The following is an 18,807-nucleotide window of genomic DNA, read 5'->3' on the forward strand; positions in this document are numbered from 1 at the left end:
GGCATGCCGCCGAAGGCGGCGACGTCGGGCGCTGATCCGGCGTCTGCCATGAGCGAGGGGCCGCACATTCGGGGGAGGCACGGCAGCCGGCATCGGAGTCCGTGCCTTGCGTGGGGTTGCGCATCGACGTGGGGGACGCACAACTCCACGGCGGCGTCGGATCGTTCGACGGAGGCGGGCGATCCGGCGCCGCCGGCATTCCTCGTACCTCCGGCCCACGCAGGCGGGCGGTACTGCGCCGTCTTGCCGGGCGATGCGCCATCTTCGCCCCGCGACGTGGGTACTCTGCTGTCTCGCCCTGGCACTCGGGCGGTGCGCTGTTCTGCCCCGGTGCTCGGGTGCCACGTCGTCCGCTCAGGAATTGCGGCACGTTGTCCGCTGAGGCAATAAACGTTGTCCGCTAGGGCAATAAGGAGCACGGAATGCGGTTTGATTATCCGGCACGTAATGAACGGATGCTCGCGCGGCACCCGGACATTGAAGCCGTCAATGCTCAACGCGGCTTGGTCTTTCTGCGCCGCAATGAGGTGCTCGCCGTTCAGTCCGACGCCACTGTGGTCGCCGACCGTGGCCGGCGGTGGATCGATGGACATGACGACCATCCGTCGGGAATCGTGCGGTTCCGGCTTCGGCCGGCGGCGAAGGTCGATGTCGCCGAGTGGACTGCCACCCTTGCCGGCGGAGCGCACAAGCGCATCGGCATCGGTCCGAATCATGTCTGTCTTGCTCAACCGCAGTGGCATCCAGGGCCTGCCGACGACCCGGAACCGATTGATCCCTTGCCGGCTCCGCCACCGGCCGGTCCATATCCGGCCGGGCCGACGCCCCGCGTCGCAATTCTTGACACCGGTATCGTCCCGCATCCGTGGTTCCTCAGCTGTCTGTGGTTCGCGACATGCCTGCCGCCCGATTACGAGGTCTTGGACGCAAATCTGGATTTCCAGCTTGATTCCCTTGCCGGGCACGGTACATTCATCGCCGGCATATTCCGCAAATACGCGCCGACAGCAGAATTAGTCATCCGGCGGGTCATTGAAAGCGACGGCGTCACCGATGAATTCCGCCTTATTCACGCGCTGCACGCATTGCCGCGGGTCGACGTCATATCGCTCTCGCTTGGTTGCTACACCTACGACGACAAGCCGCCGCCCGCCCTGGCCCATGTGCTCGCCCGCATTCCGCGGGACGTCGTGATCGTGGCGTGCGCAGGCAATTGCAGCAGTGACCGGCCGTTCTGGCCGGCAGCCATGAAGCGGGTCATCGGCGTGGGCGCGCTCAACGCGGCCGGCTCCGACCGGGCGGACTTCAGCAACTACGGGTGGTGGGTCGACGCCTGCGCCGTTGGGGAAGGTGTGACGAGCACCTTCGTCACGTTCAACGGACCGCAGCGACCCAGCGGAGATTACGACCCGGACCGCTTCGTCGGTTACGCGCGATGGAGCGGCACGTCGTTCGCCGCGCCGCGATTCGCCGCAGCGATCGCCGCACGCGTCACGGCCAAGAGTGAACCCGCAAGCCACGCCGCCGACGCGCTGCTTGATCCGACCGGACGACGCTCATTCCCCGACCTTGGTGTCGCTCTCGACGATGCGCCGGGCACCACACCGTGACCGAGACAGGGCGACACGCCGGGTATGCCGTCCGCGGCGTACCTCGCGATAGCGTGTCGTGGACTGCACCGCCATCGACGACCAGACGGCGGCGACGGGGGGTGACGGGCAGAGCGGGAGTTCCGGCTGGTGACCGACCAGAGCACCTCCACCTTGGTAGCGGCGGCGAGAGCGGGCAGCCGAGAGGCTTGGCATGCGCTCGTCGATCGCTATGCCCGCCTGGTCTGGGCGGTGATCCGCGGTCATGGCATCGGCGGCATGGATGCGGCGGACATCAGCCAGACCGCGTGGTTACGGCTGGTCGAACACCTGGACCGGCTCCGCGACCCCGACCAGGTCGGCAGCTGGCTGGCGGCGACGACCCGACACGAGTGCCTCCGTTTTCTCAATCGCCGGGGCCGAGAGCACGTCACCGAGTCACTTCCCGATCACCCGTCCGTCGAGCCAACTCCAGAGGAACACGTCGTGGCAGCTGATCGCGACCGGCTCCTGGCCGCGGCGCTCGCCCAGCTGCCGCCTCGGTGCCGGGTGCTCCTCCGGGCGCTCACCAGCGACCCAACGCCCAGCTATGCCGAACTCGCCGCCGCACTCGACGTTCCGATCGGCAGTCTCGGCCCGACCCGCAGCCGCTGCCTCGCGCGGCTCCGCGAGCTTCTGGCCGCCCTCGGCCACGAGCCCGATGTCGAATCCGCCGGGAGCAACCGGTGAGCACCGACGAACAGCTGCTTCAGACGCTACGGGCGGCGCTCGACCGGACCGACCCAATGCCGGAGGCGATCCGTGCCGCAGCCTACGCTGCGTTCGCCTGGCGCGACATCGACGCCGAACTGGCCGCTCTCATCGCAGACTCCGCGGAGACGCCCATACCGGCAGGCGTGCGCACGGCCGCAGATCATCGGCTGCTGACATTCCGGGCCCCGGGGACGGAAATTGAGATTGAAGTCGCCGGGGAGCGGCTGCGGCAGCTGACAGGCCAGCTTGTACCGCCAGGCCCGGCGAGCATCACGGTCTGCTGGCCGGCCGGGTCCCTCGCCGTGGAAGCCGACGACCTCGGTCGCTTCACCGCCGACAACGTTCCTCCCGGGCCGGTGAGCTTGCAGGTGCGGCGGCCCAGCGCAGCCCGTCCGGTTAGCACCGACTGGGTGGTCATCTGACACCCTGAGGGCGTGCCGCGCGCACGAACGCCACTCCCCGCGGAAGCGGCCGCCCCCGCAGCCGAAGCAGCGGCTGCGGCGTACGCGGCCAGCGGTACTGATCCGCACCGAGCACGTGCGCTTGCCGAGTCGGTGCTCAACGGTCCGGCGCAGCCAGCGGACGCCGTCCTCGCCCTCCGTGCGCTCGCCTTGGCGACCCGGCGTCTCGCTGGACCACGGCCCGCTCTCCGGCATGCGGTCCGGGCCGTTCAGGTGGCTCGCCGCCACGGTCTGATTGAGCCGCTCGCGCACGCGCGGATGACGTACGCGGCGCTCCTCGCCGAGACGGGCCGGACCGCCCTCGGGTATGAGGAGTGCCTCCGGGCGGCGGCCGAGCTCCGCGGCGTCCAACGCGGCCCTGTCCTCGCGCAACTGGGCCTGCTCGCCGCCCGGATCGGGGACACCGAGGCGGCACTGCGGTACTACGCCCGCGCGCTTCCCCTGCTGCGCCGGACCGCTGACGTCCACGGGCAATGCCGTCTCTATCTCAACCGGGCCAACACGCTGGCGTACGCCGGCCTATGGGACGCCGCGGAGCGCGACCTGCGCCGCGCGGCGGAGGTTGCGAACTGCGCCGGGCTGGCCGAGTATCGGTCGACCATCGCGGAGAACCTCGGGTTCGTCCGGCTGCGCCGCGGGGACGTCCTCGGTGCACTGCGCCACCTCGACATCGCCATCGAGGACGCCGACCCGTACGGCCGGCTCGCCATCACCTGTGACCGCGCCGAGGCGCTGCTCGTGGCTGGACTCGCGGGCGAAGCACGCCGCGAGCTTGAGCAGGCCATCCCGCAGCTTGCCGCCGCCGGGTTCGCGATCGACGCCGCCGAGTGGCACCTGCTCGCGGCCCGGGCGGCCCTCGCGGAGGGCGACTGGACGGCGGCGGCGGACCGGGCCGCGCACGCGGCCGAAGCCTTCCGCCGCCAGCGACGCCGGAGCTGGGAGCTGCTCGCCCGCCACGTCCTGCTCGCGGCTCGGTTCGGCGGCGGGGAACGCAGCGGCCGGCTCCGTGCCGCCGCCCGGCGCTTAGCCGCCGAACTCGCCGGACGCTGGCCGGAGTCAGCAGCCCGTGCCCTGGTGATCTGCGGGGAGATCGAGGCGGCGCGACGGCGTGCTGACCAGGCCATCGGTTACTTCCACGACGCGGCCGCGCTCGTCGTCCGGCACCGCCACCCACCGGCGCAGTGGCGGGCGGCGGCCTATTACGCCAGGGCGCGGGCCCACACACTGAGCGGCAATCTGCCAGCCGCCCGGGCTTCGCTCCGCGCTGGTCTTCGGATCGTGCGGGAGTACGCCGCCTCTCTCGGGGCCACCGACCTGCGGATCAGCGCTGCGGCATTCGGCCGCGACCTCGCGGAGGAAGGATTGCGGCTCGCCCTCCGTTCGGGCCGGCCGTCCGTCCTCCTCGAGTGGTCGGAGATCGCCCGGGCCACGGCGCTGCGCAGCCGACCGCTGCGGCCGCCGGCTGACCCCGAGCTTGCCGCCGATCTCGCCGAATTGCGCAGGGTGACCGGCCTGCTCGCTGACGCCATCGCGGTTGGAGAGGACGCCCGCCCGTTGCGGGCCCGGCAAACGGAACTGGAAAATCGCATCCGGCATCGGGCCAGATTGCTCGGGCAGCAGGTCTGGCGCGGCGAGCTCACCGCACCGTGCCGTACGCCGGTCCTGGCTGCGGCACTTGGTGATCGGACCCTTGTCGCCTATGTCGCCGTGGACGGGAACTTGTTCGCCGTCACCGTGCACGGCCGGAGGTGCCGGCTCACGGCGCTCCCCGGATACCGGGAAATTCGCGATGAACTGCGCTCACTGCGATTCAGCATGCAGCGGATCGCCCATCGGCACGGCTCCGCGGCAGCGCGGTCGGCCGCCGTCCTAGCCCGGGATCACGCAATCGACCGACTGCGTGCCCTTCTCCTTGCCCCGCTGCGTCTTCCTGACAGTGAACTCATCGTCATTCCCACGGGTGACTTGCACGCCGTCCCGTGGTCTGCGCTGGTTGACGATCGACCGGTGACCGTCGCCCCCGCCGCGCACCTATGGCTCGGCTCCGTCCGCTCATCCGCCGGACGCAATCACCGCGTCACCGTGGTGGCCGGTCCCCGCCTTGCCCATGCCGACACCGAAATCCGCGCCGTCGCCGCCCGCTATCCACGCGCCCAGGTGCTCACCGCCGAGACGGCAACCGTCGGCGCCGTCCGTGCGGCGATGGACGGCGCCGACCTGGTGCACATCGCCGCACACGGCCGGTTCCGCAGCGACAACCCGTTATTCTCAGCCATCGAACTGGCCGACGGACCGCTCACCGTTTATGACGTCGAGGAATTACGTCGTCCCCCGCGCGTTCTCGTTCTCTCGGCGTGCGAATCCGGATTGTCCGCCGTGCACCCGGGCGACGAGCTGATGGGACTCACCGCGGCGCTGCTTGGCATGGGGACACGGACGGTCATCGCCTCGGTCTGTCCGGTGCCGGACGACCTCACCGCCGACTTCATGACGGAATTTCACCGGCATTTCGCGGCACGGGCGGACGCCGCAGCGGCACTTTTCGCGGCTCGCAACGCAATTGCGTGTGACGGTTTTCTCTGCTTGGGTGCGGCGTAACTGGATTCCCGGCGGTCGGCGCAGAACTTTTCGCGGCAGGCGCCGGCGAGGATTTCCCATCGGCGGCAGGCGCCGGCGAGAATCGTCCGCGGCACCCTGGTTTTCCCGGCGGACGGCACCGGCAAGCGAAACACGCCGCCCGCTTGACGACCCTACCCCGCGTTGGTACCCTCCTGCTGTCCACGGAGATCGTCTCGGAGGTAGCAGATATGACGTTCGTCCGAAAGTTTCTGACACTCCCCCCCTCGCTGCCGTGGTCCTGACCGCAGCCGCGGGAATTGCCCGAGCCGCCACCAGCACATCCGTCACCTGGGGTCCTGTTTACGCCTACTACAAGAACATCGCGCGCGCCATGGGTGCAGGTAGCACAAGTATCAGTGGGGATCGCACAAGTGTGTTGAACGCCTTCTACCTCGATGACCGCGCGGACGACGGCAACAACGTCTACGGGCATACGACATTCTCTTTTCTTATCGGCAATTACTTCTATGATGATGTAACGCGCTCAACCGGCGAATACTCGTACTGGACGACCCCTGTCACCCGGACGTTGACCGACCGGCTGCGGACGGACGCCCGTGCCGTGCGTGCAGCTAGTAAAGTCTGCGTTCAGCTCGGCTGGCCCGTGCCGGACAGCTGCTCGCCGCAGGCTATTACCACCCTCGGATACTGAAGCGCCCGGCGTTATCGGAGTTCGCGTTGACACTATCGGCATCTCACGTGGAGAGCAGCCGTACCGACCCTTCGGCTGCTCTCCGCAGCGTCACGGTGCGATTCGGAAAACTCACGGCACTCGACGAGGTGACACTTACCTTCCGCCCTGGAATCACCGCGGTCACCGGGCCGAATGGCGGCGGCAAATCCACTCTGCTGCGCGTTCTCGCGACACTTCACCAACCGGACGCCGGTGACGCCACCGTTGCGGGACATCCGGTGACGGCAACGGCGGGTCTCCGCACCGTGCGCCGCATCCTCGGATATCTTCCGCAAGAACCGACGTACTTCGACCATCTGCGCGTCGACGAAGCGCTGCACTACGCGGGCTGGCTTCATGGGATGCACTACCGGGCGCGGGCAACGGCGATTGCCTCACTCGCCGAGAAATTCTCACTCACCGACCTGCTACCGCGTAAAGTCGCCCTCCTCTCCGGCGGCACCCGCCGGCGGGCGTATTTTGCTGCAACGCTCATGCACGATCCGCTGTTTGCCGTCTTCGACGAGCCGACCAGCGGTGTGGATCCCACGCGGCGGGTGGACATCCGCAATGCGTTGCGCGAGCTGGCCGCCGGGAGGACGGTCATTTTTTCGACGCAGTTGACCGAGGATATCGAGCTGCTTGCCGATCGGGTCATTGTGCTGAGCGCCGGGCGGGTGATTTTCGACGGCACACCGCAGGAACTCGCCGCCCTGGGCACGACCGAACGCGGCGCCCGGAGAATCGAGACGGCGCTCCGCTCGCTGCTCGACCGGGAACGCGAGGAGTCGCGGTGAGCGAAGCGGCTGTCGAGCGGCCAGTCGCCGAAGAAGGCCGCCAATCACAACGGCCCGTCCGCTTTCCCGTGCTCCGCGCCCACATCTGGCGTACGCCGCTCCGCTTCGCATTACCGCTTTTCGCCGCCGCAGTCGCTGCACATCTCGGCCTGCGCACCATGCCGTGGCGACACGAATGGTTCTGGGCGACGTACGAATATGACTTCGTCACCGTGCTCCTCGGCCCCTTGCTCAGCTGCGCCGCTGCTATCGAGGGATACCGGCTGCGGCGCACGCACGCGGCAATTGGAACGTCGACGCGCGTCCTGCGCGCGACAGCCGGCCGTTTTCTCGCTCCCGTATTCTGGGCATTGCTCGCCGGCGCCTGCGGTTTGCTCGCGGTCTGGATTCTCGTGCGTCTAGCCGGAACGCCCGGCCTGCCGGATCCCTCCTCCTGGGAAAGCGTCATCCCGGCAACCGCTCAACTTCTCGCGTACGCCGCCGCAGGATTCGGTCTCGCGTATGCGCTGCCGCATGTCGTCGTCATACCATTCTCCGGGATCGTGACCTTCGGCCTCACCCTGTTCCTCTACACGAGCAATCTTCCGGAATCCTTGATAGTCGTCGGCGGAGCAAGCGGCTCGACCGCTACGCTCCGGCCCCATGGCCCAACGGTCGCAGCCCAAACCTGCGCCTACGCGGCGTTCGCCGTTGCGATCGTCACGACGGTCGCCGCCTACGAAGGGTGGCCGAAGCGGTCACGGGTCTACGTCGCAGCCGCGGCCGCTGTTGCCGCTGTTGCCGCTGCCATACCACTTTTTTACGTCGGGCAGCCGCTCGAGCCGTTCCATCCGCGGCTGACCTGCATGGGAACAGCGCCGCGGCTCTGCGCCCTGCCGGGATATGCCCGTTTTCTTGCCACCACGCGGACCGACATCATGCGCTTCGCCGCACCGCTGCACGAGCTCGGCGTTGATTTACCGGCAGTTTTTTCACAAGACCCCGGAGCAGGCGACGCGCCGCTCGACGCGCACACTTTGACCGCCACCCGCGCCGCAGATCGGCTGCTCGGAATTGACGTACTTCTGCGCAACAGACTGCTTTCCGGAGCCAAGAGCTGTCGGTTCACCATGTCCGCCTATACGGACATGACGACCCTGGACAACTGGTTGCTCTACCGCGTCGATGCATCACTCCTTCCCTCCCTCACTGCGGATACCGACGCGGTACGCCGGCTCAGTCCGGCCGATGTCCGGGCCGCGTTGGATCGGCTGCGCCGTGAATGTGCCTGACAATCCGCTGATGGCCCACCCGCAGGCTCACCCATCCCCCGCCTCGTCTCACCCACCATCAGCCGAACCACCGGAGCAGCGGATGCGGCGCCGCTTGCTCGTGCGAAAACGCGTGCGCCCCCAGGTCCAACGCGGTCTGCCGGTACGCGACGCCGTCCGGTCAATGCGATGGACATTTCTGCTGGTGTTCCGGGCCTGGCACCTGCCGACACTCGCCTTGGCGGCAGTTGTTGCCGCCGTTGCGTGGTTGGTGATCCCTGGCACCGCTGTCGCCGTGCCGGCGCGGGACGGCGTGTCGTCCGTCATCTGGCCGCTGCTTCCGGCCCTCACCTGCTCGGTGATTCCCTTTATCGTTGAGGCCTTGCGATCCCCGGCGGTTGCGGCGTCCTCACGCCGGCACGCGGCGATAGCGGGCCGTCTGCTCCTCGCGCTCCTCGTACTTCTCGCCGCAGCGAACACCGCGAGCGTGCGTTTCGATACCGTCATCGTCGCGAGAAACACCGCTATCCTCTTCGGATTCGCCGCTGTCACGGCGCGGTATGCACCGAGTATGGTCGCCGCATCCGCGACCGTTGGTGTGCCGATGGTGATGTGGCTCTTTGGCCCGGACATCCACGGCACGGTTCACAGCTGGGCGGTTCTGCTTGCCGGCCGGACGTCCTGGCTTGCTCTCGTGATTGCCTGCGCCGGGCTGGTGAGCGGCGCGGCGGCGATCCTCCGGCCACCCAAACACGCGTCGAGGTAGCCCCGGCGCGCCACGCGCCGGCACGTCGCCGCCTGTCAAGCGTCGCGGCCCGAACGGCCGGCCGTTTTCGCCGTCGGCACGGATGCGATGCGGGATGTCTCAATTGCCGCAGGATTCCACCAGCCGTTGGCTCTCCGCATCCCCGACGGCCACCGACCGACGGCGGTCCGCAACCCAATTCGACCACGACCCGATATACACCGGCGGGGTCGGCAACCCGGCAAGCGTCATCGCGAACGCGGTGTGCGCCGCGTGAATACCGGAACCGCAGTACACGCCGACCGGCGCCGCGTCCGCCATTCCGGCCGCGGTGAACCGATCGCGGAGTTCAACCGGATCGCGGAATCGCCCATCAGGCCTGATATTCCCCCCGCTCGGCACGTTTCGCGCCCCGGGAATGTGGCCGCCCACCGGGTCATAGGGCTCTACCTCGCCACGAAATCGCTCCGGCACCCGGACGTCGGCCAACACCCCGGACGCCGCGATCTCCGCCGCCCCGTCAGCGTCAAGAACCGGCATATTCCCCGGTCGTGCGACGAAATTCCCTGGCGGCGGCTGCGGAACATCCGTGGTCACCGGATATCCGGCCGCGACCCAGGCCGCGTATCCGCCGTTGAGCACCCGCACCCGCTCATGCCCGAAATACCGCAACGTCCACCACATCCGCGCGGCCGCCGTACTGTCGGCCGCGTCATACACGACAACGTCGGAATTCTCCGAGATTCCCGCGCGTCGTGCACATTCTTGGAAATCGTCCGGATGGGGAAGCGGATGACGTCCGCCGGTTCCCGGGCGGCCGCACACGTCGCCGTCGATGTCAAGAAAAACCGCGCCGGGGAGGTGCCCGGCCCGGTAGGCAAGGACACCCGGGGGACCGGCGATGTTCCATCGGACGTCGATGAGCACGGGCGGCCGCGGCCCGTCCAGCCACTCCGCCAATTCGGCAACGTCGACGAGGAGGTCCGGCACTTGGCTCACGCCGCTCAGTCTGCCAGGACGCCATGCGCGGGGTGCGACGAGACAGCCGTGGACCAACGGCCGCAACCGGTAATCTCTCAGCCGGCCGCAACCGGCGCGCGCAACGGCGACTCAGCCGGCAGCGAATTCGAGCAGGGGAACCCACTGCTCGGCCGCGGTCAACGAACCATGGTGTCCGACCATGCGCGCCTCCCGGGGATGGGTCTGCCCGCAGACCAAGGCGAGGGTGCCGAGAGCCGCTACGATGACGTCCCCGATCCGCAGGGCCACGCGATCGTCCAGCTCGCCAAACCAGCCTGCTTCGATCGCCGCCGTCCGGGAGACGATCAGCGCCCGGTCACCGAGCCGGGCCCGCCACCGCCCGGCAACCTCCTCCGCGGCCCCGGCCTTGGTGTACAGGTACCGAACCCGAGCCTCCCCGCCGACCAACTCGACGTCCCGGAGCAGCTCCGGCTCGGCCTCGATGTCGATTCGCTCCGAGACGTCGACCATGCCGTGATCTCCCGTGAGGTACAGCCGGCACTCCGGCGGCAATCCGCTCACGATCGCCTCCACCAGCCGGTCGACGAAACGCAACTGCCACCGCCACGCGTCCGAATCGACCCCGTGGCCGTGACCCGCCCAGTCGAGATCGGACACGTACGCGTAGATGAAGGTGGGCCGCGGCGAGCGCGCCGCCTCCCGCAGCACGTGATGCAGGCGGGCGACGATTTCGCCAAAGACGTCGGCCGGAAGATACTCCCCGCCACGCAAGGCGGCGCGCGTCAGACCGCTCTCGCGGAAGTCACGTTTGGAGATCCGCACGACGCGCACCCCGGCGTCCACCGCCCGCTCGAACAGGGTGCGCACCGGCTGCCAGGCGAGCGGGTCGACGGCGTCGTCCCAGTGCAGGGCGTTGAGCAGCCGGCCGGTCCCGGGGATGGCCGTCTGGTAACCGACGATGCCGTGCCGGCCGGGCGGGATGCCGGTGCCGAGCGACGTCAGGCTGGTGGCGGTCGTGGACGGGAACCCGGCATGCAGCCGGCGGCCGCGTTGGAGCGCGGCGTGCAGGACCGGCGCGTCGGTCGGGTGGCCGGCAAGCTGCTCGGCGCCGAGGCCGTCGACGAGGAAGACGCACGCGACCTTTGTCGCGGGCAAGCCCAGCGGGTTCGTTCCGGCGTCGACGCCCAGCGAGGCGAGGACACTGCCGGCCAGGTCGGCAAGCGTCGATGTTCCGTACCGGGGAACGGCGACCGCTCCTGCGCCGCCGGAAAACCCGGCGACGCCGGCGGGACCGGATAAGCCGTCGGCGTGCACGACCGCCGCGACGGCTTCCGCACCCGGGCGATCCGTCGCCGCGCCCGTCGTCACGTCCGCGCCCTACTCGCCGCCTCCGAGACGACGCCGGCGAAATGCAGCACCTGGGCCACCACCGCGGGCCCGTCGCCGTCCTCGCTGACCCGGAGTGACAGGTCGTCGGCGCTCATCGTCCCGGTGTAACCATGGTCGGCTTCGCAGTTCTCATCGCCGCACGACGCCGGCTCAAGGTCAAGGTGGCCGACCGCCCCCCAGCCGATCACCAAGGTGGCTTCCCGGCAGGCGGCACCGGGAACGTAGGCGGCGGGGTTGGCCACGGTGGTGGTGAGCGCCACGGATGTGATCCGCGAGATCGGCACGACTTCGGTGGTCGTCGTCGCGTGCGGGTACGGGTGACCCTCGGCCGGCGGATGTTCGTCGGTGTGGCATACGACAAGCCGGGCCGGCGTCGCAACCAAGACGGTGACGTGGCGCCGAATCCCCATGTCGTCGTCGATCGTCGTCTCCTGGTGGACGACATGGGCGAGGATGTCGTCGGAGCCGATTGCCGCACGCAACGCGTCGGCCATGAGCTCCGGGTAGTAGCCGCTCCGTTCGACATCCGACCACAGGTCGGTGGCTGCCTGAGCGCTGCGGGCAGGGTTATCCGGCATGCCTCCATCCTCCACCACGAGCCGACCGCCGCGTGCCACCAGTGTGGAGACGGCGGCCGGTCAGGACGCGGACGACGGGCAGTGCGCGGGGAGCGTGTCGGCCGGCATCGGCTTCTGCAGCAGGAATCCCTGGCCGAGGCGGCAGCCGAGTTGGCGGAGAATTTCCAGCTGATCGTAGGTTTCGATCCCCTCCGCGACAAGATCGAGGTCGAGTTGCTGAGCCAGCCCGATGACGGCACGGGTGACGGCCTGATCCTGCGCCGTGCCCAGCAGACCGGCGATGAACGACCGATCGAGCTTGAGGATGTCGACCGGGAACCGGCGTAGGTAGGACAGCGCCGAGTAGCCGGTACCGAAATCGTCAAGGGCGATCCGCACGCCTAAGTCGCGGAGGGCCCGCAGCACCGCGAGGGTCCCGGCCTCCTCATCGATGAAGACGCTCTCGGTCATCTCGAGGACAAGAACCTCCGGCGGTACGCCGCTCGCGGCAAGCGCGTCAGTGACCACATCGACGAAACCCGGTTCGGCAAGCTGGCGCACCGAGACGTTGACGGAGACGCAGAAGTCCTGCCGGCAATGGAGCCGCGGCGTCCACGCCACGCGGTGCTGCAGCGCCGTACGAAGCACCCACTCGCCGAGGGGGACCACCAGGCCGCTGTCTTCCGCGAGCGGGATGAAGTCCAGCGGAGGCACGAGACCCCGGGTCGGATGGGGCCAGCGGAGCAGTGCCTCGGCGCCGACCCACATGCCGGTGGCGAGTTCCACGATCGGCTGGAAGTCCAGCCGGAACGCGCCGGCCTCGACGGCGGCGCGCAAATCCTCCTCCAAGGCGATCCGTTGCGCCGCGGCCCGCCGGAGCGCGGGCCGGAAGACGACGCACCGGCCCTTGCCGGTGTTCTTTGCTTCCGTCATGGCAAGGTCGGCGTCCGCGAGCAGCTCCGCCGGCTCGATGCCGCGGCTCGCCGAGGTCGCGACCCCGATGCTGGCGGAGAGGTGCACCGACCGGCCGTCCACCGCGAAGGGGGTGCGGAACGCATCCCGCAGCCGCAACGCGATCGCCTCGGCCTCGTTCGGCGCGGCAAGCCCGGTGACGAGGACGCCGAACTCGTCACCGCCGATGCGGGCCACCGTGTCAGTGGGACGCACGATCGCGGTCATGCGTTGAGCGATATCGCGGAGCAGCCGGTCGCCGTGCAGGTGACCGAGGGAATCGTTGACGCGTTTGAACCCGTCGATGTCCACCATGAGGACGCAGAGGTGGCCGCGGCCACGCTCGGCCTGTCCGACCGCGTCGGCAACCCGCGCGGCGAACGTCGTGCGGTTCACCAAGCCGGTGAGGGCGTCATGGCTTGCCAAGTGGTAACGCGCTGTTTCCGCCCGCCGCCGGGCATGCACCGCACACACCACACTGCTGATGCTCCGCACGAAGCTGCGGTCCTCGGCTGTCAGGAGTTCGAGGACATCCCCCGCCCCTCCGAGCACCGCGGCGGCCCGATCCTCGCTCAACCCTAGGTGCTGGACGACGAGCAGCCGAGCTCGATCGACCAAATCGGCGGCTCCGGCGTCGTCGGTGACCGTCTGGCTGAACTCCCCGAGTTCCGCCAGTGCGGCAAGCCGCGCATTGTGCTCGGTGACGTCGATGTAGTGGCCGAGGACGAACGGCTCCTCGTCGGCCGCAGCAGTGAGAATGCGGATGACGTGAATCTCGGTGCCGTCGGCACGGCACATCCGGACCTGCAGGCGCTGCGGCTCGCCGCCGATTCCCCAGTCCGCCCAATGGCGATCGTCGGGGCGGATGAACGTGGTCTCCTCGCTGCCGATCAGGGCATCGGCCTCGACGCCGACGAGCTCAGCGAACGCATCGTTGACCGCACGGAACCGTCCGGCGACGTCGAGCAACGCCATGCCGATCGCGACACGCCGGTAGGTCTCGCCGAACCGCGCCTCGATCGCGTGCAGGTCAGCCGTCATGGAACCGATCCCATGGTCATGCCACTCCATCGGCCGATCCGGTGCTTTCCCGAGGGAAAACGCCTAGAAAGGTCAAGACCACTCACGCCCCGCCGGGACCGCCGAGAGCCGACGGATCCGCCCGAGCGCTAGGCGTCCTCCGGTGGGTCGGTCGTGCGGTCGGACCGTGGGTCGGTCGTGCGGTCGGACCGTGGTGCCGCCGCACCGGTCATCCGGCGGATCTGCTCGGCAACCCAGCCCCCGACGTTCGCGGCGCCGGAGCCGATGTCGCGCAGCAACCGGAACAGGGGGTCCGGCGAGCGGTCGAAGGCCTCCTTGTACGCCGCTGCGGCGGCTTTCACCTCGTCGGTGAAGGAGGTGCGTGAATCATCCGCCCGCTTGGGATAGTCACCGGCGAGGATTCGCTCGTAGGCACCGGATTCGACCCACCGCTTTATTTCCAACGCCCGGAGCACGGCGAACGGATGCGTTGCGTGCAGCAGGTTGAGCAGCCGGATGACGCCTTCGCGGATGTCCCCACCCGCCTCGTACTCCTCCGCCTGGTCGAGGAAGGCGCGGAAATCCAGCTGGTCGAGGTGCGCGCCGCCCGCCAGCTTCATGTGCAGCCGGGTGAGCGCGGCCGGATCCTGGCAGACCAGCAGGCCGGCCCGATCGCAGGAGAGTTCGGCTTTGCGGTGCCACTCTTGCAGCGCCATGACGATCGCCCGCAGGCCGGCGGCGCCGAGCGGAAGGATCGCGACCCGCCCGATGCGCAGCAGCGTGAAGAGCACCGAACTGTATACCGCATGCCCGGAGAGGACGTGACCGAATTCGTGACCAATGACGGCGCGGAGCTCGTCCTCGTCAGCCAACTCAACCAATCCGCTGCTGACCACGACGAAGGGGTGATCCAAGCCGAGGGTCCACGCGTTGGCTGCCGGATTCTGCGTGACAAAAAGCTGCGGCACCTCCGGCAGGTCGAGAATTTCCGCGGCCTCGACGGCGATGCGATGCAGCGTAGGAAATTGCCGTTCATCAACCCGCACCGATGACGCAAGAAAGAGCATGCGCAACCGGCGCTCGCTGAAGAAGCCGAACATTCCCTTGACGAGAGCGTCGAAGCCGGGTACGCCGCGCAGCGCCGCAAGGGCCGCCCGATCGGCGGGATGCTCGTAGCTGCGGGCGCTGATTCCGGGGAACCGGACGCGTTGGGCAGGATGCGACGCCGACCGGCCGGTGGACCGGGACGCCCGGCCGCGCGGTGCACGGGGTGGACGGCGCTCGACGGGTTCTTCTGTCATGCCGCCACGGTACGCCGCACGCATGGATCTCCGGCAGAATGGCGGCCATGGCACGACGTACCCAGACCCCGCCGACCCCGCCGCCGGACGGGCGCGTCATCGACGTTGATGTCGCCGCCGAGATGCGCGGCAGCTACCTGGAATACGCCTATTCGGTCATTTACTCGCGCGCCCTGCCGGACGCACGGGACGGCCTGAAGCCGGTGCACCGGCGCATTCTTTATCAAATGCGCGAGATGGGGTTACGGTCCGATCGTCCGCACGTGAAATGTGCACGCGTCGTCGGTGACGTGATGGGCAAACTGCACCCACACGGCGACATGGCCATCTACGACGCGCTGGTGCGCATGGCGCAGCCGTTTGCCATGTGGCTTCCCCTCGTCGACGGCCATGGGAATTTCGGGTCGCTCGGCGGCGACGATCCGCCGGCGGCGTATCGGTACACCGAGTGCCGGATGACCGCGGCCGCGGAGGCCATGACCGCGGACCTGGACGAGGACGTCGTCGATTTCGCCCCCAATTACGACGGGCAGGAGACCGAGCCCGTCGTTTTGCCGGCCGCCTTTCCGAATTTGCTGGTGAACGGCGCCAGCGGAATTGCGGTGGGGATGGCGACGAACATGCCGCCGCACAACCTCGGCGAGGTGGTGGCGGCGGCCCGCTATTTGCTGGAGAACCCGCAGGCGTCGCTTGACGAGCTCATGCGCTGGGTGCCGGGCCCGGACCTGCCGACAGGCGGGGAAATTGTCGGCCTCGACGGCGTCCGGGAGGCGTACGCCACCGGGCGGGGAAGTTTCCGGATGCGCGCGACAGCGCGCATCGAAGAGGTCCGCGGCCGGCGAAAGGGCATCGTCGTCACCGAACTGCCGTACGGGGTCGGGCCGGAACGAGTGGTCGCCCGGATCAAAGACCTTGTGAGCGCGAAGAAACTGGCCGGCATCGCCGACGTCCGGGACCTCACCGACCGCCATCACGGACTTCGGGTGGTCATCGAGGTGCGGCAGGGTTTCGACCCGCAGGCGGTCCTCGACCAGTTGTACAAGCTCACGCCGCTCGAAGAGTCGTTCGCCGTCAACAACGTGGCACTCGTCGACGGGCAGCCGCGCACCCTCGGTCTCGCGGACCTGCTCCAGGTGTACGTCGGCCATCGGATCGAGGTGACCCGGCGCCGGTCGGCATTCCGCAAAAAGCGACGCGAAGCCCAGCTGCACATTGTTGAAGGCCGGTTACGCGCCATCGTCGACATCGACCGGGTCATCGCCATCATCCGGGCCAGTGATGACACCGCACAGGCCCGTGACGCACTGATGGAAACATTTGGATTGACCGAGGTGCAGGCGAATGACATTCTCGACCTGCCGCTGCGCCGGCTCACAAAATTCTCGAAAATTGAATTAGAGGCCGAACGTGACGAGCTCCGCCGTGACATCGCGTCCCTTGGCGACATTCTCGGGTCCGAGCAGCGGCTGCGGGCGGTCGTCAGTGCCGAACTCGCAGCCGTCGCCGAGCAATTCGCGACACCACGGCGCACGCGGTTGACGGCCGACGACGGGTCGCCGGTGACGAGCCGGCCACTGGAGATTCCCGACTCGCCGTGCTGCGTCGTCCTCTCCGCGACCGGCCTGCTGGCCCGGACCACGGGGCCCGGATTTCCTTCCGGCGACGCCGACCGGGCCCGGCACGACGCGATTGCGGACGCCGTCGAGGTCACGACCCGCGGTGACGTCGGCCTCATCACCAGTCAGGGCCGGGTGCTGCGCCTGCCTGTTCTCGACCTGCCGTCCCTCGATGACACTGGTCCGGTCAGCCTTGCCGGCGGTCTCCCGGTGAGCGAGGTTCTCGGGTTGGAGGCCGGGGAGGAGCTCGTCGGCCTCACCCCGGTGAGCGAGCAGTTGGACGTCGTCCTCGCGACCAGGTCAGGCGTGGTGAAGCGGGTCAGCGGGCGGATGCCGGAGCGGAAGCCGGACGCGTCGATCATTGCGCTGCGACCCGGTGACCGTGTCGTCGGTGCGCGCAGCGTGCGCACCGGCCGGGATGAGCTCGTCCTCATCACGTCGGACGCCCAGCTGCTGCACTTCCCGGTCGCCGAGCTGCGTCCGCAGGGCTTCGCCGCCGCCGGCGTGGCAGGCATCCACCTGAGCGACGGCGCATCGGTGATCTTCTTCTCGGCCGTTGACCCCGCGCGCCCGGCCGTCGTTGTGACGATCGCCGGCGCTTCGGCCGCGCTGCCTGGTACGCAGGCGGGGTCGGCGAAGGTCACGCGATTCAGCGAATTCCCCGGCAAGGGCCGGGGCACCCGGGGTGTCCGCTGTCACCGGTTCCTCCGCGGCGAAGACACCCTGCTCCTCGGCTGGGCGGGTCCCGCGCCGGCCAAGGCTGTCACCGCATCCGGCCAGCCGGTCGAGCTGCCGCCAGCGAATGGGAAACGCGACGGCTCGGGCACTCCCCTGCCGACCCCGGTGGCGGCGGTCGGCTGGTAGGTCGGACCGGCGCCCGCTCCCGCCAGACCGCTGGCGACAAGCCTGACCCCAGCCCGGTGGACTACCTCGCGCCCGGTGTGCTGCACGCCCCTGCACGGCCCGTGGGATGCCCGCCCTGCGCGGCCCGGCGGACGCAGCCCGACGCCGTAGGGTAATGAACATCGGTCAAGTAAAGAGGAACGAGGTGGGACGATGCCGTACGACGCCTTTCTCGCTGAGACGGTGACGATCCACGGACACGGCGGCGATGCCATCGAAGCGTACGCCGCGCGGCCGTTGCGGCCGGAGCCGCGCGGTGGGGTCGTGGTCATCCACCACATGCCCGGCTACGACCGCGCCACCAAGGAAATCACCCGTCGGTTCGCCGAGGCCGGGTTCAATGCGATCTGCCCGAATCTCTACAGCCGCGAGGCACCCGGTGCTGCACCGGACGACGCGGCCGCCGCGGCGAGGGCACGCGGCGGCGTCCCCGACGACCGACTGGTCGGCGACGTCGCCGGCGCCGCCACATACCTACGGGAATTGTCCAACGCCAACGGCAAAGTCGGCGTCATCGGCTACTGCTCCGGCGGCCGGCAAGCGGTGCTCGCCGCGTGCAGCCTTGACATCAACGCGGCGGTCGACTGTTACGGCGCATTCGTCGTCTCCCCTCCCCCGCCGGGTGCGCCGCTCGCCGTCCGGCCGCTTACCGACGAATTACCGAAGCTCCGCTGTCCGCTGCTCGGCCTCTTCGGCGCGGACGACGCCCACCCAAGCCCCGCGGAAACCGCGGAATTCGAGAAAATTCTCGCCGAACACGGGAAGACGTACGAGTTTCACACGTACAACGGCGCAGGCCATGCGTTCTTCGCGGTGGACCGGCCAAGCTACCGGCCGGAAGCCGCAAATGACGGTTGGCAACGCATTCTCGAGTGGTTCCAGCGGTACCTCGCGACCGGGGCATAGTCGATGTGCACGTACGTTACGAAATGCCTGCCCATTCACGGCAGTGCCAAAGGACCGCACGGCTGGTTCTCAGCCCGCACGGCCTCGGTGTATCTCGACCATCCCGTGCACGCGCCGGCCGATCACACGCTGAATATCGATGTGCTCAATCCCGAACGCGGTCCGGAATATCGGGTCGCGGTCGAACTCGATCCGGCGTCGGCGCGGGAACTGGCTTACGCCATCCTCGAACTCGTCGAGACCTTCGGGGATGGCGGCGGAAACATCGGAACCGGTCCCACCCGCGCGGGATAGTC

At 68.7% G+C, this 18,807-nt stretch carries 16 protein-coding genes; 11 read left to right on the forward strand and 5 right to left on the reverse strand.

Annotation, left to right across the window (positions count from 1 at the left end):
• Nucleotides 1-422 precede the first annotated feature (422 nt).
• From ACEL_RS07260 to ACEL_RS07295, 8 genes are all read left to right on the forward strand, one after another.
• The gene (locus ACEL_RS07260; protein ID WP_011720244.1) at nucleotides 423-1,610 is read left to right on the forward strand and encodes a S8 family peptidase; all 1,188 of its coding nucleotides are present in this window, start codon (nucleotides 423-425) and stop codon (nucleotides 1,608-1,610) included.
• A gap of 129 nt (nucleotides 1,611-1,739) precedes the next feature.
• Entirely contained in the window at nucleotides 1,740-2,318 is a 579-nt protein-coding gene (locus tag ACEL_RS07265; protein WP_011720245.1) for an RNA polymerase sigma factor, read from the forward strand.
• Nucleotides 2,315-2,764, forward strand: coding sequence for a hypothetical protein (locus tag ACEL_RS07270; protein ID WP_011720246.1), 450 nt, complete (start codon nucleotides 2,315-2,317; stop codon nucleotides 2,762-2,764). The genes ACEL_RS07265 and ACEL_RS07270 overlap by 4 nt, the downstream gene beginning before the upstream one ends.
• Before the next feature lie 12 nt (nucleotides 2,765-2,776).
• Entirely contained in the window at nucleotides 2,777-5,401 is a 2,625-nt protein-coding gene (locus ACEL_RS07275) for a CHAT domain-containing protein (RefSeq protein WP_011720247.1), read from the forward strand.
• Nucleotides 5,402-5,654: 253 nt separating this feature from the next.
• Entirely contained in the window at nucleotides 5,655-6,074 is a 420-nt protein-coding gene (locus ACEL_RS07280; RefSeq protein ID WP_041834998.1) for a hypothetical protein, read from the forward strand.
• Between the two features lie 26 nt (nucleotides 6,075-6,100).
• Entirely contained in the window at nucleotides 6,101-6,892 is a 792-nt protein-coding gene (locus tag ACEL_RS07285) for an ABC transporter ATP-binding protein (protein ID WP_011720249.1), read from the forward strand.
• Nucleotides 6,889-8,163, forward strand: a complete 1,275-nt coding sequence (locus tag ACEL_RS07290) for a hypothetical protein (RefSeq protein WP_011720250.1) — start codon at nucleotides 6,889-6,891, stop codon at nucleotides 8,161-8,163. Before ACEL_RS07285 ends, ACEL_RS07290 begins: the two co-directional genes overlap by 4 nt.
• Before the next feature lie 112 nt (nucleotides 8,164-8,275).
• A complete protein-coding gene (locus ACEL_RS07295; protein ID WP_148204564.1) occupies nucleotides 8,276-8,908 on the forward strand; it encodes a hypothetical protein in 633 nt (210 codons plus the stop codon).
• Nucleotides 8,909-9,007: 99 nt separating this feature from the next.
• On the opposite strand, the gene ACEL_RS07300 is transcribed toward ACEL_RS07295, so the two are convergent.
• The 5 genes from ACEL_RS07300 to ACEL_RS07320 form a co-directional block, all read right to left on the reverse strand.
• Complete coding sequence (locus ACEL_RS07300) at nucleotides 9,008-9,877, reverse strand: sulfurtransferase (RefSeq protein ID WP_011720252.1); 870 nt, start codon at nucleotides 9,875-9,877, stop codon at nucleotides 9,008-9,010.
• Between the two features lie 120 nt (nucleotides 9,878-9,997).
• Nucleotides 9,998-11,236, reverse strand: coding sequence for an alkaline phosphatase family protein (locus ACEL_RS07305; RefSeq protein ID WP_011720253.1), 1,239 nt, complete (start codon nucleotides 11,234-11,236; stop codon nucleotides 9,998-10,000).
• Nucleotides 11,233-11,835 (reverse strand): DUF5998 family protein, encoded by a 603-nt coding sequence (locus ACEL_RS07310; protein ID WP_011720254.1) that lies wholly within the window; start codon nucleotides 11,833-11,835, stop codon nucleotides 11,233-11,235. The genes ACEL_RS07305 and ACEL_RS07310 overlap by 4 nt, the downstream gene beginning before the upstream one ends.
• A 60-nt stretch (nucleotides 11,836-11,895) precedes the next feature.
• A complete protein-coding gene (locus tag ACEL_RS07315) occupies nucleotides 11,896-13,806 on the reverse strand; it encodes a putative bifunctional diguanylate cyclase/phosphodiesterase (RefSeq protein ID WP_011720255.1) in 1,911 nt (636 codons plus the stop codon).
• 128 nt (nucleotides 13,807-13,934) lie between these two features.
• Nucleotides 13,935-15,086: a M48 family metallopeptidase gene (locus ACEL_RS07320; RefSeq protein ID WP_011720256.1), complete on the reverse strand. Its 1,152-nt coding sequence runs from the start codon at nucleotides 15,084-15,086 to the stop codon at nucleotides 13,935-13,937.
• A 47-nt stretch (nucleotides 15,087-15,133) separates the two neighbouring features.
• Between ACEL_RS07320 and ACEL_RS07325 the strand changes: the two genes are divergently transcribed.
• The 3 genes from ACEL_RS07325 to ACEL_RS07335 all read left to right on the forward strand — a co-directional run bounded on the left by ACEL_RS07325 (nucleotide 15,134) and on the right by ACEL_RS07335 (nucleotide 18,805).
• Nucleotides 15,134-17,566 carry a DNA gyrase/topoisomerase IV subunit A gene (locus ACEL_RS07325; RefSeq protein ID WP_041834999.1) on the forward strand — a complete coding sequence of 811 codons (2,433 nt, stop codon included), beginning with the start codon at nucleotides 15,134-15,136 and terminating at the stop codon, nucleotides 17,564-17,566.
• Nucleotides 17,567-17,758: 192 nt separating this feature from the next.
• Entirely contained in the window at nucleotides 17,759-18,511 is a 753-nt protein-coding gene (locus ACEL_RS07330; RefSeq protein ID WP_011720258.1) for a dienelactone hydrolase family protein, read from the forward strand.
• A 3-nt stretch (nucleotides 18,512-18,514) separates the two neighbouring features.
• Nucleotides 18,515-18,805: a DUF6295 family protein gene (locus tag ACEL_RS07335; protein ID WP_011720259.1), complete on the forward strand. Its 291-nt coding sequence runs from the start codon at nucleotides 18,515-18,517 to the stop codon at nucleotides 18,803-18,805.
• The last annotated feature ends 2 nt before the right edge of the window (nucleotides 18,806-18,807 follow it).

Source organism: Acidothermus cellulolyticus 11B, assembly GCF_000015025.1.
Classification (GTDB): Bacteria; Actinomycetota; Actinomycetes; order Acidothermales; family Acidothermaceae; genus Acidothermus; species Acidothermus cellulolyticus.

What these genes read in the sequence shown, in the direction of transcription:
- ACEL_RS07325 (WP_041834999.1), top strand. Translation starts at nt 15,134, where the DNA reads ATGGCACGACGTACCCAGACCCCGCCGACCCCGCCGCCGGACGGGCGC.
- ACEL_RS07330 (WP_011720258.1), top strand. Translation starts at nt 17,759, where the DNA reads ATGCCGTACGACGCCTTTCTCGCTGAGACGGTGACGATCCACGGACAC.
- ACEL_RS07260 (WP_011720244.1), top strand. Translation starts at nt 423, where the DNA reads ATGCGGTTTGATTATCCGGCACGTAATGAACGGATGCTCGCGCGGCAC.
- ACEL_RS07320 (WP_011720256.1), bottom strand. Translation starts at nt 15,086, where the DNA reads ATGACAGAAGAACCCGTCGAGCGCCGTCCACCCCGTGCACCGCGCGGC.
- ACEL_RS07315 (WP_011720255.1), bottom strand. Translation starts at nt 13,806, where the DNA reads ATGACGGCTGACCTGCACGCGATCGAGGCGCGGTTCGGCGAGACCTAC.
- ACEL_RS07335 (WP_011720259.1), top strand. Translation starts at nt 18,515, where the DNA reads ATGTGCACGTACGTTACGAAATGCCTGCCCATTCACGGCAGTGCCAAA.
- ACEL_RS07310 (WP_011720254.1), bottom strand. Translation starts at nt 11,835, where the DNA reads ATGCCGGATAACCCTGCCCGCAGCGCTCAGGCAGCCACCGACCTGTGG.